The organism is Bradyrhizobium sp. Mp27 (assembly GCF_029953005.1).
Taxonomy (GTDB): Bacteria; Pseudomonadota; Alphaproteobacteria; order Rhizobiales; family Xanthobacteraceae; genus Bradyrhizobium; species Bradyrhizobium barranii.
Map to the genome: position 1 here is coordinate 1 of NZ_JASAUS010000151.1, position 17,357 is coordinate 17,357.

General features: G+C 57.4%; 12 protein-coding genes and 1 riboswitch. Of the genes, 7 read left to right on the forward strand and 5 right to left on the reverse strand.

Annotation, left to right across the window (positions count from 1 at the left end):
- Window positions 1–150: 150 nt before the first annotated feature.
- From QJT78_RS41530 to metE, 4 genes are all read right to left on the reverse strand, one after another.
- On the reverse strand, window positions 151–369 hold the full coding sequence (locus QJT78_RS41530) for a hypothetical protein (RefSeq protein WP_080586780.1): 219 nt from the start codon (window positions 367–369) through the stop codon (window positions 151–153).
- 683 nt (window positions 370–1,052) lie between these two features.
- Window positions 1,053–1,175 carry a hypothetical protein gene (locus QJT78_RS41535; RefSeq protein WP_256379475.1) on the reverse strand — a complete coding sequence of 41 codons (123 nt, stop codon included), beginning with the start codon at window positions 1,173–1,175 and terminating at the stop codon, window positions 1,053–1,055.
- A 157-nt stretch (window positions 1,176–1,332) separates the two neighbouring features.
- Complete coding sequence (locus tag QJT78_RS41540; RefSeq protein ID WP_026312600.1) at window positions 1,333–1,539, reverse strand: hypothetical protein; 207 nt, start codon at window positions 1,537–1,539, stop codon at window positions 1,333–1,335.
- Window positions 1,540–3,582: 2,043 nt separating this feature from the next.
- Window positions 3,583–5,928 carry a 5-methyltetrahydropteroyltriglutamate--homocysteine S-methyltransferase gene (gene metE, locus QJT78_RS41545; RefSeq protein WP_028144317.1) on the reverse strand — a complete coding sequence of 782 codons (2,346 nt, stop codon included), beginning with the start codon at window positions 5,926–5,928 and terminating at the stop codon, window positions 3,583–3,585.
- 100 nt (window positions 5,929–6,028) lie between these two features.
- Window positions 6,029–6,231, reverse strand: a riboswitch (cobalamin riboswitch).
- A gap of 1,008 nt (window positions 6,232–7,239) precedes the next feature.
- On the opposite strand from metE, the gene QJT78_RS41550 reads away from it, so the two are divergent.
- From QJT78_RS41550 to QJT78_RS41570, 5 genes are all read left to right on the forward strand, one after another.
- Window positions 7,240–7,965, forward strand: a complete 726-nt coding sequence (locus tag QJT78_RS41550; RefSeq protein WP_224516888.1) for a nodulate formation efficiency C protein — start codon at window positions 7,240–7,242, stop codon at window positions 7,963–7,965.
- Between the two features lie 553 nt (window positions 7,966–8,518).
- Window positions 8,519–8,869, forward strand: a complete 351-nt coding sequence (locus tag QJT78_RS41555; protein ID WP_155258197.1) for a hypothetical protein — start codon at window positions 8,519–8,521, stop codon at window positions 8,867–8,869.
- Between the two features lie 238 nt (window positions 8,870–9,107).
- Window positions 9,108–9,806 (forward strand): thermonuclease family protein, encoded by a 699-nt coding sequence (locus tag QJT78_RS41560; protein ID WP_240537757.1) that lies wholly within the window; start codon window positions 9,108–9,110, stop codon window positions 9,804–9,806.
- 8 nt (window positions 9,807–9,814) lie between these two features.
- The gene (locus QJT78_RS41565; protein ID WP_028144320.1) at window positions 9,815–10,558 is read left to right on the forward strand and encodes a carbonic anhydrase; all 744 of its coding nucleotides are present in this window, start codon (window positions 9,815–9,817) and stop codon (window positions 10,556–10,558) included.
- Window positions 10,559–12,502: 1,944 nt separating this feature from the next.
- Window positions 12,503–13,669: a flavin-dependent monooxygenase gene (locus QJT78_RS41570; protein ID WP_193375985.1), complete on the forward strand. Its 1,167-nt coding sequence runs from the start codon at window positions 12,503–12,505 to the stop codon at window positions 13,667–13,669.
- Window positions 13,670–14,691: 1,022 nt separating this feature from the next.
- Here QJT78_RS41570 and QJT78_RS41575 read toward each other — a convergent pair.
- Window positions 14,692–15,339: an FkbM family methyltransferase gene (locus QJT78_RS41575; protein WP_038945002.1), complete on the reverse strand. Its 648-nt coding sequence runs from the start codon at window positions 15,337–15,339 to the stop codon at window positions 14,692–14,694.
- A gap of 949 nt (window positions 15,340–16,288) precedes the next feature.
- On the opposite strand from QJT78_RS41575, the gene QJT78_RS41580 reads away from it, so the two are divergent.
- Entirely contained in the window at window positions 16,289–16,603 is a 315-nt protein-coding gene (locus QJT78_RS41580; protein WP_011084856.1) for a co-chaperone GroES, read from the forward strand.
- Between the two features lie 82 nt (window positions 16,604–16,685).
- Window positions 16,686–17,357, forward strand: a 672-nt coding sequence (gene groEL, locus QJT78_RS41585) for a chaperonin GroEL (RefSeq protein ID WP_281460561.1), incomplete at its 3' end; no start/stop codon positions are given.

Here is a 17,357-nt window from a genome sequence, read left to right on the forward strand (position 1 = left end):
ACGCCCTCCCGACGCAACGACAAAACCGTAAAGCCCCGCGTTCAGCATAACCCGGCAGGAATCCACTTAAATCCAGCGGGGCGCTGTCCAAACAACCGGGGCCAGCTCTAATCTTCCGAAGAACGGTTCAGCATTAGATAGCTGCGTTGACTAGGAGCGTGAGGTGGTCTTGACTGCCGACTTCGACCGACTTGAGATCAAACGACGTCGGTAGTAGCCACGCCGTTGTACATCCTGATGAATGACATCGCTCACCGAACGAACCGCCCGCTTCTTTCGTTTCCAATTCCCGCCCAATTCCGCGGGGATCGCAAAGCCTCTCGGCACGACCAAAAGATCGTTTCTTTGGTTCAAATAGATATCGAACATGTGGTGGCTCTTTTTTGCACAAGCGTAGATCGGCTGTCATCGAAGCAACAGTTGCCTTTAAGTCACTGGACGATCAAATGACATTCAAAAGCTCCCGTCCTGATACGGGAAGACGGTCACGTGCACAATGGTGCCGCCAGATGTGAGCGTGTGCACGTCCCGACTTACGGCGCACGGAGAGGGCACCCGACAATGTCCACTTCAAACGAGGCGGAGAGTCTATCTAGGTGGCCACTCCGAGCGGATCTTAAGATTGCCATAAAAGAATAGATCGAAAGAGAGTTCGCGATCGTGAGCCGCATAATTGGTGGCCGTACCCGCTACGACTTCCTTTAATTTCGACCACTCATCGTACGAATTCAAGGTCACGCTTACCTCCTAGCAGCGAGATCGTCTGTTCTCTACCCACTGGGATGATCCCGCTTTGGCCGGCTGGTCAGATGCGCTCTACACCATTGCCGGATAGGTGCTCTACACCACGAATTCAACCTATCTGCCCTGAGGTTCGCCACGGCGGATAACGTATTTGCCGTCCCTTCGGGATTCCATATACGGCTGCCGGCGGCGTAGCGCAAATTGTACAATTGGAACGTTTGCCACAGTAAGGCTACCGCACGGAGTGGCAGCGGGCGGAAGTAAGGCTGATCCGGAGCACCGCTGCCAAGGTTCGAAGTGGACGCCGGTCACTGTAAAAGGGCAAAGTCTCGTCCGATCGAAACGCGGACGCCGGACACAATGTCGTAGGCATGCTCGACGAACACGTCGTCGCGCCCGACGCCATAGCCGCCCATGCAGATGAATGCCATGACTGGCGAGGACGCCGGTGAATGTCACGGGCGTGAACTGAGAGCATTGGCCGGTGTTGAAGACCTTAAACTTCCGTGGGGGAAAGTGCGACGCCCTTGCTAACTCAGGAGAGCTCGTCCTCACGGAATGCTCGAAAGGCGATGTGGACGGATTGGCTCATGCAGGCGGTGTTCGAAGCTCCAAAACATCGGCGAAGATTGTCCAATCGCGGACTCGCCTTTGCCGGCAGAAATCGGTCTCCGCCTGCTGAGCTGCAGCACTCAGCGAGGCGGCATCGACCTTAAATGCTGCCTGGCACGCACGATGCTCGCCGCCGGCATCGTCGCAAACGATCTTCATAAACCGGACGCTAAATGAAGGCATGCCCCTCTCTTCGTGTGGTTTGCTTATCCACTATTCTGCCATTCGCGCGGGGAGTATTTGATTTGCCTCAAGGAGCATCCCAAGAGGTCTGTCCGATCCTCCGAAGATAGGCCGAAAGTCCGCCGTGAACTTTACGAGCTGTCCGCGATAGTCTTGTGAACGACTGCCGCAAGTGCAGGCTTATCGCGGGCTGATTTCTGCCATGCGCCGGCGGGCTACGCGCGCAAGCGATCGCTGGGCAATGACGCCGAGAACCCCGAACTTGCATCGGCGGTCCACCTGAAGACGCGATTGCAGAAGCCGATCATTACACTTGTCCTAGCCCACGTTTCGATAAGCCCGGTCCAGGACTTCAGCGCCAGAGCTTAAGGTCAGGATCAGCGCCGGCAAGGCTACCGAATGAAAGGCGAAGCATCAATGACCATCCGCGTGCACGGAGCAATGGCGAAAATGTTGTCTTAGCCATGGGCGTGAGTTGCGCCTCAAATCAAGGCGCTGGTCTGTTGCAGAGAACGCGAGGCGCTCGCTGAAGCGCGAGTTCGGAGCATGTCGACAGGCGTCTGCGGCTGGTAGCGGTCACGAGCCACCGATCCCGGACGCGCACAACTTTTTGACAAGCATCAATGCTGCAGCGGCTGCCTCTGATAGAAGTGGTCTTCTAGTAAGGTCAGACGCACGGCAGACAGAAATGCTTGACGCCCATGATGCTTTCATGCCCGGGTACCCGCGGCCGTTCCTAGGACTGCTGCCAGACGCAGCCGCAGCCGCGCGGCGAGCCAATGACCGGCCACATGATAAATTGCGCCGACTTGCGATGGCATCTACTTTATCGGCCTGCGGGACGGCCCTGCTATGCGCTCAGAGCGAAGCTACGCCCATCTAAATGCGCGCGTGAGGAAGGCCACCCACACACAACCAACACGATGACGCCGGAGGACAAGGAGATGTGTCTCACCAACAAAGGACGTGACATGACAGACGGCCGGACCATTTACCCTGCCCGGGCCGGATTACTGGAGCTGCAGTCCAGTAAAACTGGTGCAGCACATCTACAAATATCAATGGCCGAGGCCTTGAGCTGATCCAAATCAATTCGACAAAAGCTCAGATGTCGTTTCCTGGCGCAGATCCAAATATTTCAGTTCGCGAGCGGATCATGTTCCGTCACAACAGCGCAAAGCCGATATCCCTCCGCCGCGGCTGACGCGATCGAGACGCGGGTCGTCCGAACGATATCGGCGTCGGCCTGTCCGCGCAGAACCCAAGCGATGTGCGCAGTGTTAACAAGGTATCTGAATTTGTCACCCCGCAGCTATGAACACCGGCCAGGATCTAATGATCTGACATGGGAGCAGCTTGGAAAGGCGCCGCCCTTCGATCAGGATCTGGAGATTGCCGTGATCGAGGGTAATTCAATTCACCGGGTGGTCTTTCCTTGCCGCCGGATCTTCGGCGGATGGATCAACGCGAATACCGGAGAGCAAATCGCGGTGCGGCCGACGCATTGGCGTATGTGGCCCGGATAGCGCCGTTATCCCAAATGGATTGGTGTGAGTTGGGGTACGGACTGCCTTCGCCGTCCTCTCTTCTGAAACTATCTCGTGGATCGAATGAGGGAGCCTGACGGCATCTCCGAGCGGACCGAATCCGCGCCGAGTGCCTTGCGGTGTCCGTCAAGCATTAGTTTTCTCATTGCTGTCGCGGCCGTTGCCAACGTGCCCATGAGCGACAAATCTCGGCGTAAATTTCCAAATCTCAACCTATACGGCCGCGTACCACGGCATGATTAGCTGCAATACACTTCTGCTTATATGGGTTGCAGATTTTCGGCGAATGTTGTCGCCGTGATCGAGCAGCCGGCAATTCTACCCCGGCCAACGAAACTAGCGCAACGCGTCACCGTCTTTTCTCCGAGACCGTACCTTCCCCGGTCCACGAAGTGGACCGGGCATCATGTCGGCGGCAATGGTAGCCTCGATATTGTGGAAAGCGCAAATCACCACAACCGAATTAGCTTTGTTGAGAACAGACCGGAGCTCGGGATCAACCGATTTGCGGATCGGATGCAGCGCGCAGTTCGCGCGCGGCAGCGACCATGTTGGTGAGCGCCGGCCGAACCTCCTCCCATTTGCGCGTTTTTAGGCCGCAGTCCGGATTGACCCAAAGCTGCGAATCCTGCAAACGCGTCCGAGCTAGCACCATCAGCTCCTTCATTTCGCCCGTCTCGGGGACGCGTGGAGAGTGAATGTCGTACACGCCCGGTCCGATTTGATTTGGATATTCGTACTTCCTGAACGCATCCAGTAGCTCCATTTTCGATCGCGACGTCTCGATTGAAATGACATCCGCATCCATTGCAGCGATCGCACCGATGATGTCGTTAAACTCTGAGTAGCACATATGTGTATGGATTTGCGTTTGATCGGTAACGCCCGATGAGCAGAGGCGGAAGCAATCTCCGGCCCAATCGAGATATGCCTTCCAGTCCGACCGGCGCAATGGCAATCCTTCGCGGAGTGCAGCTTCGTCGATCTGTATTATGGCTGCACCGGCATTCTCGAGATCGCGGACTTCATCGCGCATCGCGAGCGCAAGCTGACGGCAGACCTCGCTTCTAGGAATATCATCGCGAACAAACGACCAGTTCAGGATCGTCACCGGTCCGGTCAACATCGCCTTCATCGGCTTACCAGTTAGTGATTGCGCGTAGCGCCACCATTCCACGGTGATCGGCTTCGGCCGCACTACATCGCCAAACAGGATCGGGGGCCTAACGCAGCGCGAACCATAGGACTGAACCCATCCGTTCCTTGTAAATGCGAAGCCGGCGAGTTGCTCGCTGAAGTACTGCACCATGTCATTACGCTCGAATTCGCCATGCACGAGGACGTCAAGACCGATGTCCTCCTGCCAACGTACGGCGCGGGCTATCTCCTCTTTGAGGAACCTGTCGTATTGCTCCTCGCTCATCGCACCTCGCGCATGCGCCGCGCGAGCATTTCGCACCGCTGCGGTCTGCGGAAACGATCCTATCGTCGTGGTAGGAAAAGCCGGCAGTCCAAAGCGTTCCCTTTGGATCTCGGAACGACGGGCAAACGGGGTGGCGCGCTGGCGCATCGTCTGATCGATCGCCCTCATTCGGACAGCGACGTTGGCATTATGGATCTTCGGCGAGGTCCGGCGGGCAGTCGCGGCGCATTCCGACTCGGCAAGAGCTAGCCCAACATTCTGGTCGCCTGCGAGTACCCGCGCCAGGATCGCAAGCTCACGCATCTTCTGAACCGAGAAAGCAAGCCAGCTCTTGACGTCGGACGCGAGCCCGGTCTCGAGTTCAACATCGACCGGCACGTGAAGCAGCGAGCAGGACGGAGCGAGCTGTACACGGTGCCTGCCAAGCTTCGCAATCGAGGGCTTCAGCCGCTGACGGAGCGACGGCAAGTTCGACCGCCACACATTGCGGCCGTCGATGACACCGAGCGACATGACGAGATCACTTCGGCCGTCAGCAATGATCTGATCCAATAGTTCTGGCGCTCGAACCAAATCGACGTGCAGACCGGAAATTGGCAGGCTCAAGGCAGTATCCAGATTGTCGCCTAGGGCGCCGAAATAGCTCGCAAGCATGATCTTGATAGCGGGTCCCTCCTTTGCGAACCGGTTATAGGCGTGCAGCAACGATTGTCGCGCCGCCTCATCCAGATCAAGGACCAGGCAGGGCTCATCAAACTGAACCCAACTTGCCCCTCGTTTGGCTAATTCATGCAGAAGGTCGATATAGACAGGTATCAGATCATCGAGGAGAGAGAGGGGCTGGAACGCGCTATCGGTACTCTTGCCGAGCTTTAAAAATGTGACCGGCCCGATCAGGACAGGGCGGGTCTGAAAGCCAAGAGCCCTGGCTTCCTCATACTCTTCGACGGGTTTGCGAGAGCACAGTCTGAACGCCTGTCCCCGGTAAAACTCGGGAACCATGTAGTGGTAGTTGGTATCGAACCACTTGGTCATTTCCTGCGCGGGCACGCCAGATCCCCGCGTACTCTGGTCGCAACTCGCATCCTGATCGCCGCATTGCGATCCGCGGGCCATGGCGAAGTACGTCTGGAGCGAAACGGATTCTCCGCTCGAGGCGTAGATCTCCGGGATGGCGCCAACCATGACACTTGTATCAAGCACCTGATCATACAGCGAGAAGTCGTTTGACGGAATGATCGTGACGCCGAGCGATTTTTGACGAGCCCAGTTCGCTGCGCGTAGGCCGGATGCGTCTTCGTACAACTGCTGTTCACTAATCTTTCCAGACCAGTAGCTTTCTAGAGCGAGCTTGAGCTCACGCCTTGGGCCGATGCGTGGCGTTCCGAGCGTAGCAACTGGAAGAGAGAGAGGAGACATCGCGTTAACCCCTGTTGGGGACAAAGGCCATGGCGGACGCAGGCAGGAGAAGTCGCGCGTGCGACGGCTGCTTGGCGTACCACCGAGACACCCCGCCCGTGGACCAATATATTGTCGGGGCCGGTCTCCTGGCTTGCTGGTCATCGCTGCTGTCCGGCCTTCCCGAAGCCGTGCAGGCTTCAGTGACATCGTTGGACAGCGGCTCGCCACTTACAGTTGCGGGGGCAGCGCCGGCATTTGCACCGGCTTCCCTCTTAGCTCCGGATCAATGGGAACCGGAGAACCTCGACGACTTGGATTATCGGCACGAGAACTCTTCCGTCAACCTCTCAGATTATGTGCAAGCTAATCTGCGACATCTGCTAGCCGAATGACCGTGCATCTCTGTGACTTACCACCATCCAGAAACATTCTCTAATCAGAGATGTCATAATCAGACATATCCTTCTCAGATACCGGAATAGCATCCGGAGCTGCCTTGAGGCGGAGCCGCACGCTAGATCGATGAAAGGGACAGAAGCAGCCTTCCGGCGGGAGTACCGACGTTTCTATCAGAATGCTTTCGATGCGGCCTTGCGATTTCCAGAGTTTCGCCCAGCACCTCGGCTAGCCAGCTATTCTCTCAACTAAAGGATCTGCAGCGAATAGGCCAAGGCACGTGGCGGAATTTAGCAACATACGAGGCGAGGGGTTGATTTGCGTGCCACCCAGACTTCAAAGCCGGGATCAAGCCGGCTTGGTGCCGCTGGCAATCATGCAGCTCGAACGCCGGCGGCACGATAGCGAACCACACAGCTCAATAGCGGCAAACGCACTTCCGTCCATCAGGCATCCGGCATCGAGGCGTTCAACTCTTCTGCTAAATATCCGGTGCGGGACAAGGATGCACAAGCTGCGGCGGATACACTGAATAGGAACACCGAAAACGTGCAAAGGTCAGAAAGTCGACAAGAGCGACACAAACTCTGTGAAAATTTCCGCCTATTGCCTGGCACGAAGAATGCAGACCCTCGGCATGCCCAGTCTCCTCCTGCTGGGCAGGTCCAGCTCAGCCAACTGACGCAGTCGCTGTCGGGGAAGTTAGCTGCGCATGACATACAGGGAGCGCCTGATCGCGCGGGACAGCCAGCGGGTGCCACGTCGCATCCCGTAAACTTCTTGCGATGGCTCATAGCAGGTTCGAGGTTGCCTGCTTTACAAGATGTTTGGATGAAACGCGATAGGCCGAGGGTTATGAAGAGAATGTCTGGAAGACCCGCGCTATGGCTTTGCTTGGTCGGATTTTTAATCTGCCTCGCCTGGCCGGCTGCCATGAGCAATAATATTCGGGCCAGCGACAGCCCCCTTGTCGAACGATTGAAGTCAACTTGGCGAGCGCAAGATGGTGAGACGATAGAACAAATTATCTCCAATGTCTCGAAGGTGGCACAGTTCGTGCCTCAAATGTGGGGCGTTATTGAACTTGGCCAAAACGACTTTATTTTCGTTTCGTGGACCAGACACCGGGACAACAAATCGGACGAACAGTACGTTATCACCTGGAAGATCGCCCTCGACGGCACGTTTGAACTTGCGTCGACTTATGCGAAGCCGATGGAATTGGGCTGGCGCGCCCTGGCGCTCTCCCTGATCGCCAGTGAAGTCGCAGATGGCGAAAGGGACGCAAATCTTCGCTTTCTGCATGATCCGGCCAACTTCAACTTCGTGGCCACCCCGCAAGGCCGGCTCGGCGATCTTCTGCGGCAGGGCCGCTGTACTATCATTGAACCAGTTGGAGTGGACTACTTACCGAAGCGGAATGGCAAACCGGCCGAGACGGGTGACGTGTGGCGCGTTCTGCTCTTGGTGAATTGTAGTATCCAAGGACCACGTTATTTTGCACACAACGGGGTCATCACTTTCGAAAAGAGAGAAGGACAGGATTGGGAGCCACAATCCTCCTTTGCCAAGCGCATCGCGAAATTTGCCCCTGGCTCCTGGTTCCAACGCACCGAGCCAAATGAAGAGGAAGACTTAGGAGAGCGAAGGCCCGAGTAAACTGCCGCAGAGCAACATCGCGCCGCAGTTCCTCCATGGCCCAGTGCCTCGGACCGACTGCAAGACATACGCGCTCGGCACTTGCTTTGTTTTAGCTTCCGCAACGGTCCGGGTGCCTTTCTCGCAGCAGTCCGGCCCGTCGCAAGAAGGTCGGCCGCGCGATTGCGTTTGTTCCGCCTAGTGTCAGCGGCGCGCACGAGCTTGCGAGATGTGGTTTTCCCGCCTTCACTCCAGCCGGTGTGAGGACACCACTGTGCGTGAGTATAGCAACGTCGAAGGCACCAGGAACTGGGTGTGAGACGAAACCGGCGAGGAAGTTACCGGGAGACGTTCACCGGTAGCGACCCGGCATACCGCTGAGCGCTTGCGCATTTCCGAGCGCGCAGGCCGGGAAGCTCAGGGGCCGTACGCAAGAAACGTCGAGGACCAGACTGGCTCGACCCTAGCTTAGCTGGCACCCATTCGTCTGCATGTCATCGATCCAGATTTCGAAGCATGGAAAACGCCTGTTTAACTCTGCTCCACCTGCCCAGGTCGACATCAACGATCAATCTTGCCGGGCGTAAGAAGGTTAAGTTATGCGCGGGCGTCTACCCTGAACTCCATTGCGTCTTCTTCTAAATCGGTCAGAGAAAGCCAGACCGATCTTTTTCACATCTTTTCGTGTGAAGTGCGAAATTTCATTGCAGAACTGTTGGCAGCGGCCATTTTGCCGATGGAAACCGTCGCCAACCAGACCAAGGTTGATGCTCCACGCCTGACTCCAGCGCGAGCCAGCGCTTCATCGTCGGCCACTTTTTTTTGCAAAGACAACGTTCCGGGGTTCGGGTTTGTTCAGCATCGCCAGTTCGGCGCCGCCCGCGAGGATCTCCCCTCAGGTGGAGAGAGTAAAGCGCGGTCCTAGTGAGAGAGCCGCTGATGCTCGAAGAATAGCGCCGCACGCCCCAAAGAAATCACTTGATCCTTACGCAGCGTCAGGCCGTAGGTTCGCGTTCCGGCGAAGCCCTCATAAAGCGCGTCGGAAATGCCGGCGGAATAACGGACGTAACGCTGTCAAGCAGTCGAATGTATCGGCACCGTGTCGTGCGTGAAACGTGGATCAGGAGCGAAAGGTTGTTGTCGGGATGAAGAACCGCGGAATTATGTTCGCATTGCTCGCTCTCGTCACATCTCCGGTCTGCGCCGCGACGTTCAGCGGTGCTCCGCGCATCCTCGACGGCAATACGATCGAGATCGACAAAACCAACGTTCGGCTCTCAGGCATCGAAGCTCCTGAGACGGACCAGATTTGTCTCGACGCCAAGGGCCGGAAATGGGCCTGCGGCGTAGCTGCTCGCGACGAGCTTATCAAGCATTCAAATGGGCGAACCTGGGATTGTCATACCCAGAGAGTCGATGAGTACAGACGAGCCCTCGGTAACTGCTTCATCGAAGGCGAGAATGTGAACGTCTGGATGGTACGCTCGGGCTGGGCACTATCGACTGCTCCATCTCACGCTGTCTATGAGTTGGCGGCAAGCACAGCCCATACGGGACTGTGGTCGGGAGCGTTCATCGCTCCCTGGGACTGGCCTCGCCGCAATAAGGGCACGATTATCGTCGGCGCGTGGTCGGTTCCGATCGACGCGCAGGAAGTACTGCTCGGATCCGTCCTGCTGTCGGAACCGCCGTCCCCCGAGTGCCTGATAAAAGGCACTGTCGAGCGCAGCGGCGAGCGGATCTATCACCTGCCAGGGCAAGCCAGCTACGAACTAATCGACATGACGAAGAAGCGTAGCGAACGCTGGTTTTGTAGCGAAGCGGAAGCCGAAGCCACCGGGTGGCGTAAGGCCGTGCGTTGAGGCGACACATGCATGCAGCCAATTCTCCAAATATGTACCATTTAACCAGGACCGCGCGTTCGCGCCGTTCGCTGTTGTTGTTTGCTGCGTCGACAGTTTTCCTGCGATTCGGCAATAAGATCGCCGATGCGAAGGAAGCAAAAAGCACGCCCAAGCCAGATAACCTGCTGTCGCCAGATGCTGCCCTGAAGCGGCTGCTGATGGGAAACGAACGTTATGTCCAGGGTGCATCACGAGCCGACGATCTTAGGCGCGAGCGTTCGGCTTTGGTCGAAGGCCAAAATCCATATGCGGCGGTTCTGAGCTGCGCCGACTCTCGCGTGGCGCCCGAATTTGTGTTCGACAGCGGGCTAGGTGATTTGTTTGTCTGCCGCGTCGCCGGCAACTTCGCTAATGATGATACACTCGCCAGTATGGAATATGCGGTCGCAGTACTGAACACGCCGCTAATCCTCGTACTAGGCCACGATCATTGCGGCGCGATAGACGCTACGATCAAGTCGCTCCATCAAGATAAGCCGCCGCCAGGGCACATTTCAGCCCTGGTGACCGCACTTGCTCCCGCCGTGAACGCATCTCTAGGGCAGGCCGGCGATACATCCGCCCGCGCAACCCGAAACAATGTGATCGACAATGTCAACAAACTCAGATCGACGGGCCCTATTCTGAAGGCTGCAGTCGAGCAGAACCGGCTGAAAGTCGTCGGGGCCCTGTATCGGATCGACAACGGTAAGGTCGATATTGTCAGCTGACACTAGCACATTCACACCCGAGGCAAATCATCTGCCGTGCGATACGGCCCTTCCGCTCCGCTGTTTGGTCCATCGTCTGCGACAAATGCCCCGGATACCATCCGCTCCACAATAAATGATCAACTCGGGAAGTGCTTCGGTATGCGTGGCGTCTTGATTCTGCTCATGTTCTACGTACTCATGCTAGCAACACGCGGCGAGCATCAAAAAACGCACCTAACGCGTCCGACAGCGTTCATGCCTCCATATTGAGTTGCAAACCCAATAGCGTGGTTCCGGCAGCAGATCGCGATAAAGCGCATTGCCTGGCTGTGAACTCCAGAGCCGGCGACGATCCTGAGATCTTCTGGCTCCGATCGAGCACGCCATGAATGGTGTTGCTTTATCACCAAGCTCAGCCAGGGCTGCAGATCACATAGAACAACCAGCAGGACTGGCCGCCCGGTCTGTAAACGAACATGCCACCCGCGCCAGTAGGCCAGCCGCATCCATCATTCGTTAGATAGTCTCGTTCGCCGCCAAGGGACCCGGCCCGCAATGATGATGCCGTTGAAAGCATGGTTGTTTTCACCACGATCTCGCATGCACTGCCTGATATTGCGCACAATCGCACGACCCGCCCACTTGCACAATTTACTATCCGTCCTCCATAACGAGGTCGATACGAGACGAAACTGGCAGCTTGCAGATTGCATAGTGTGTACGCGAAGCCCATCAGGTTGTTAGTTGCTGCGGACACGGTAAATTGTGCCAGATTTGTCAGCCCAGGCGAATACCAGAACAATGATTCAAGTGTTGCGCACCGTCTGCCAGCCAGAAATCATCTGGCAACCGATCGACTTGGCAAGCAAGCTCTTCAACCACGGCGTCGCTCAGTAGGAAACAGAAGACTAGCTTCAGAACGTGGATCCCTCATCAGTCGCAACGCTCGTAGTGCGGGCATGCTGCGCGAATTTGGCAAGCTCGGCCAAAATCGGAAGCATTGGAAAACCGCCGAAGATGGAGGCGCCGGCGGCTGCAAAAGGGGTCGACAGGTCAGAATTCTGCCCGAATTTCTTGCGTCCTGTAGGACAGAAGGTAGACAGCTCGTGTGCTGCAACGAGCCTCCTAAGCTCCCCGGGGCCTCTTCGAAGCGCCTTGTCTTTGCTTGCATGAGCCGGGTACTCTTGCAGTCACCTCGAACAGATTTGATCGCGTAATTCAGCGTCTTGAGCTCCGTGCGTTTGCTGAACACCAGCTGTCTGGAGGTCCGCTTCTAACCAGGCGCTCACCCGCAGTCGCACGAACGGCTATTGGGCTGTTGGTGGCATCGGGAGATCGGAGCGGGTGCTAATTTTGGCATTAACGTTGAATCTGGCCGGTCGGCGAACGAGGTCCGCTTCTGTCGTTTTGCTTGCGGTTTGTTGAGTCAATGACATTGGCGGAAAGTATACACGAAATTCACGAGCATGTGCTGGCACCGCGCGGCGGAATGATCTCGCGAGATTCGGACAAGGCCGGCAGACATGCTTAATGGCACGCCGATTGCTGGAACGATGAAAACTAAGTCGCAGGCTTGAGCGCTCTCCCGAGCATAACTCAGGAACTCCACACTTGGTTCGACCCGGCTTGTCCGACGTGTGAGCACACGTCCATGGAGAGGACATGACATCGCATGCCCCGATCAACCGCCGGAGACCCAGTCCGGCAACGACGGCCGATATCGCGCCGCCGCCTACCGGCTGTTTTGACGGCCAGCCTCCATGCAACGGCAACAGCTCCATCTCAGTCTAGCTTCCCGGCCCGTAAATTGGGAAGCTACCGTGCGCAATCACATGCAAGCGATATCAACTGCGACAACTCTGAGAATGTCCTCCCGCCGGTATGGTATCACCCAGTTTCGCCCCGTGCGCAGTCCATGAATGACGCGCGACCATGATCGGCACAAGACGCGGAGGACGATTTATGAACGCTTCACCCGAAAAGCAATGTCCCGAATCCCACACCGCGGCTGCGACCTGGGATAATCTGTCGCCGCTACTTGTCGAGATCCGTGCGCGTCGCAACGAGTTTGGCCCCGCGCAGGAAATTCCAAAAGAGATCATCGACGGCTTCAGGCGCATCGGCATCTATCGGGCTATGGTCGCGAAGCGATTCGGCGGCGAGGAGCGAACACCAGCCGAATTTTGCCGCCAGATCGAGCGCATCTCCGAGGCCGACGGATCCGCCGGTTGGGTCGCCAGCTTCGGGGATGGAGCTCGCTACCTCGCTGCTCTTCCGGACGACACGCTTCGAAAAGTGTACGCCAATGGACCTGACGTCGTATTGGCGGGTGCGCTCTTCCCGCTCCAGCCCGCCAGGCGATGCGCCGACGGATTTGTCGTGAACGGCGTGTGGCCATTCGCTAGCGGCTCGCCCGGGGCGGATTTGATAGGAGTTGGTATAACACTGGAAGACGATCCGGCCGGAGACCTCCCGCGTGTAGCGGTGATTCCGGCAGAGAAGGTTACAATCCGGCCCAATTGGGACGTCATCGGACTGCGAGGCACCGGAAGCCACGACGTTGTCGTCAGCGACGTCATTGTGCCAGAGCAATGGACCTTGATCCGCGGCGGTCCGGTGACACTTGATGGGCCGATCTATCGTTATCCGTCCGTCGCTTTCGCTGCGCAAGCGCATGCGATCGTCGGCATCGGGATTGCGCGAGCCGCAATAGACGAGGTGATCGCCATGGCCGGAAGCCGCGCCTCGATCACTGGAGCGCCCGTGATGGCTCAGCGCGGCTATGTCCAACTTGAAATCGCCAAAGCCGAATCCATGCTACGTTCCGCTCGTTCCTTCTTTTACGAGGCCACGGAAGAGCTGTGGAAGCAAGCGCTCACGGGCGAGGTAAATCTGAGCACCACGATGCAAGTGCGGCTCGCCGCGACGAACGCCGCGCGGCAGGGCGCTGAGGTCTGCAGGATCTCGAGCGGTCTTGCTGGAACTGAGGCGCTCTATACCAGCAGCAATCTAGCACGCGCCATGTGCGACAGCTTCGTGGTTGCCCAGCACGCAGCTTTAAACGAGGGAACGCTTCAGAGTGCTGGCCTCGCCCTGCTCGGAACTGCAACACAGCCCGGCTTTCCATGAAGTAAAGGGATCAGGCGCGGGCAACAGGCCACGCGAATGGATTACCGGACCGGCGTCATGATGTGGTCTGCTGCTGAGGACGTGGCGACCTTGTTTCAATGTGAACAAAGACACTACTGGGCTCTCCCTCCTTCAAAACGAAACCTCGTATCCTGGACCATTCGTTCGTCATCCAAACACGGCGATGTTTTTTGAGCCTCTACGCCCCTGCCCGATCATTGACGTGCCGAGCGGGATCTACCTGAATTTCTGCGCAACGGCTCGCGGTTCAACCGACGAACTTTCCAAATCACCGAGCGACGGGGCTCGACTCTCGCGGGCTGTGCCGCCTGGGCGCACGGTGCAGCACTGCACGGCGCAATATCCTGGCACTCAACCTTGCCGCTTATCGATGCGGCACGCCGACACTGGCAAGGGCAGTACGACATTGATGTGAAGCGTACCGTGCACCTCCATCGGAATGATGGATCAATCTGGCTCTTGGCCGCTGCTGGCGGATCGGCATCGACGGCGCGGAAGAGACGCTGCGGCCGCATGAGATCGCGCATCGCCTAACCGGCCATCTTCCGGCTGAAGAGACCCATGTCAGCCCTCCAATACAGCCAGCCCTCTGCCGTTGGGATGGAGTGACATTAGCAAGCTAGACCCGGTTTGGGGCGCGCCGACGAGGCCGCGCGATGGATTGGCGTGATCGGCAGTAGATCCTGGCGACTGCCGGTAGAGCGGAACCGACGAAGCGGCGTCATGAATGTGCGAACGCCTTGCTGCTACATCGGCTGTCCGATCGCCACGGCAGCGCCACGGCGCCACGGCCTTAGCTCCTCAGGATCGGATGGACCCGCTGACTGCCATGGCGCTGGCCGCACCCTACGGACCGGCTGGCGCTCACGCCGGCCCGAAACCGCACACCAATCGGGCTAACGATAGCCGCCCGCCTTGACGATCACCGTTGTGCGGGTGCGGCCATCACAGAGTCCGTTGATCAGGCGCGGCATGAATGAGACGCTAGATATGAGTAGCTGCTAGACACGCGTATTCCTGAGCAATACATCACCTTCCACTGCGCGCGGATAGTGAGCCGCCACTTCAAATGATGGCAATAAGCTAAGAATGGCTTGCAGGCTCAACTGCCCTTCGTAGAGCTCGCGATCACTATATTCGGTGTAGATAAAGCGCGTGTTGCTCAAGGTCCGCATACCGCCGGCGATAACGTCGGATTCGGCTCCCTGAACGTCCATCCAGATGAAATCGACTCCGTCCAATTTGGCTTCGCTGCACCAGTCGTCAAGCCGCCGTGTTTCAACCGAGACAGGCCGATCAAACCGGACCCAATCATACTCGGTAAGATGATTCTTTGGGCGGCGTATTGAACCGGACAGGTCCCAATCTTTCGCATCCCCATCTGCATTACTCGGATGGAAGTCGATCGTCCCGTTTCGGTCACTGATGGCAATTTCTAGCAGCTTCACCTTATTGAGGGATGGACCGAGCTTCTTCTTGAAGCGCGCGATCGCTCGGGGGTCCGGCTCAAAGCAGTAAAGCTCGGGTTGCGGGCACAGCTCGAGGAACTTTTGCGTATCAGTCCCATCATTGCAGCCAATATCCAGGATGACCGGATTCGGCTTCTGCAGAAGTGAGACGATGTGCTGATGTACTTCTACGGACGACACAGATGCTCTTCCATGGTGCGCGGAGATCGGATGAATTTTGACTTGGAAGTCGATCACACGCCGGAAGCAGCTGCACAACGTATATCAAGGTATATTGCTCTTAAATCCGCCAATCCCTTCGATCCTCGACAGCTGTTTGGATGCCATCGACATCAAAAGGAGGGAGTCTATCGAGCACCTCGCGATGCAATTCTCGACCCTATCGCCGGAAAATGCGGCCTCAGTGAGTCAGATCGCCGTCTTGGCTTTTTGCCAGCCGAAAGAACGCCTTGGTTCAAGCGCCACCTGCCGGATATGATTTATGGCACGTGCCGAGCAGAGTGGCCCCTCGTGCATAGCAACAGCCCCTCATCTCGATGACAATTGCGCAAAAATGCGCGCTCTCGGCTCATGGCCGCCATCTCAGATAGTAGCTCCCGGCACTCTCTTCCTCGGAAACGCAGGCGAGGAACGCAACCGTGAAAGCACAGCGGTACGCGATGTCCGGCGCAATCAAGCTTTCGCGGCGCGTGCAAATTTCTTCAAGTGCTGCCGGCACGACGACCAGGGTGAATTCAATAGGGTTTGAGCGCCGCCGCTGGACACCGCTTGTGGACCGCACGCTTTGTCCGCCACAGCTGCTAGATGGTGCCGTCAGGCGATCACGTGCAATGCCGGCACCGCCGCCAACACGCGCAGTCTTTCGAACTGTCCAACGGCCCCCGGAGCAGCGTTGAAGTGTTCCCGGGATCAAAGCAGTATTCGAAGAAACGCAATGTCATTTTCACGACAGCGGGCGGGCTGGTGCACCTCTACGCGTTTGCTTCTGGACAACACACGCGCAGCCGCTGAATGCTTCAGCGGAACTGGAAGGGCAGATCGCTTAGCGCATTTCTGGCCTGACTCTTGCTACGGGCTGCTTGTCACATTGTGCTTAACTCCAACTTGTTCAGACGCTCAGGAGACCTCTATGAAATTCCGTCCGCTTCACGACCGCGTCGTGGTCAAGCGTATCGACGCAGAAGAGAAGACCGCCGGCGGCATCATCATCCCCGACACAGCCAAAGAAAAGCCATCGCAGGGCGAAGTCATTGCAGTTGGCCCGGGCGGCCACGATGATAGCGGCAAGCTAATTCCGATCGACATCGAAGTCGGTGATCGCGTGCTGTTTGGCAAGTGGTCCGGCACCGAGGTCAAGATCGATGGGCAAGACCTGTTGATTATGAAGGAGAGCGACGTGATGGGTGTTCTCACCGATGTCTTCTCCAAGAAGAAAGCCGCCTAATTCACAGCAAAGCTCACCCCTCCTGAGGAGAGCCCATCGGGCGCGCCAAAGGATGACTTAATAGGGACTGAAGGAATTTTCTATGTCAGCCAAAGAAGTGAAGTTCGGAGTAAACGCGCGGGACCGTATGCTGCGCGGTGTCGACATTCTCGCCAACGCCGTGCAGGTCACGCTCGGTCCGAAAGGCCGCAACGTCGTGCTCGACAAGTCGTTCGGCGCACCTCGAATTACCAAGGACGGCGTTGCCGTCGCCAAGGAGATCGAGCTCGACGACAAGTTCGAGAACATGGGTGCCCAGATGGTGCGTGAGGTCGCTTCGAAGGCTGCGGATGCTGCTGGCGACGGTACCACCACCGCGACCGTCCTGGCCGCTGCGATTGTGCGAGAAGGCGCCAAGTCGGTTGCCGCCGGCATGAACCCGATGGACCTCAAGCGCGGTATCGACCTTGCGGTCGAGGCTGTGGTTGCGGACCTTCAGAAGAACTCCAAGAAGGTCACCTCGAACGACGAGATCGCCCAGGTCGGCGCAATTTCGGCAAACGGCGACCAGGAGATCGGCAAGTTCCTCGCCGACGCGGTGAAGAAGGTCGGCAACGAGGGTGTCATCACCGTCGAGGAAGCCAAGTCGCTCGAGACCGAGCTTGACGTCGTCGAGGGCATGCAGTTCGACCGCGGCTACATCTCGCCCTACTTCGTCACCAACGCCGACAAGATGCGCGTTGAGATGGACGACGCCTACATCCTCATCAACGAG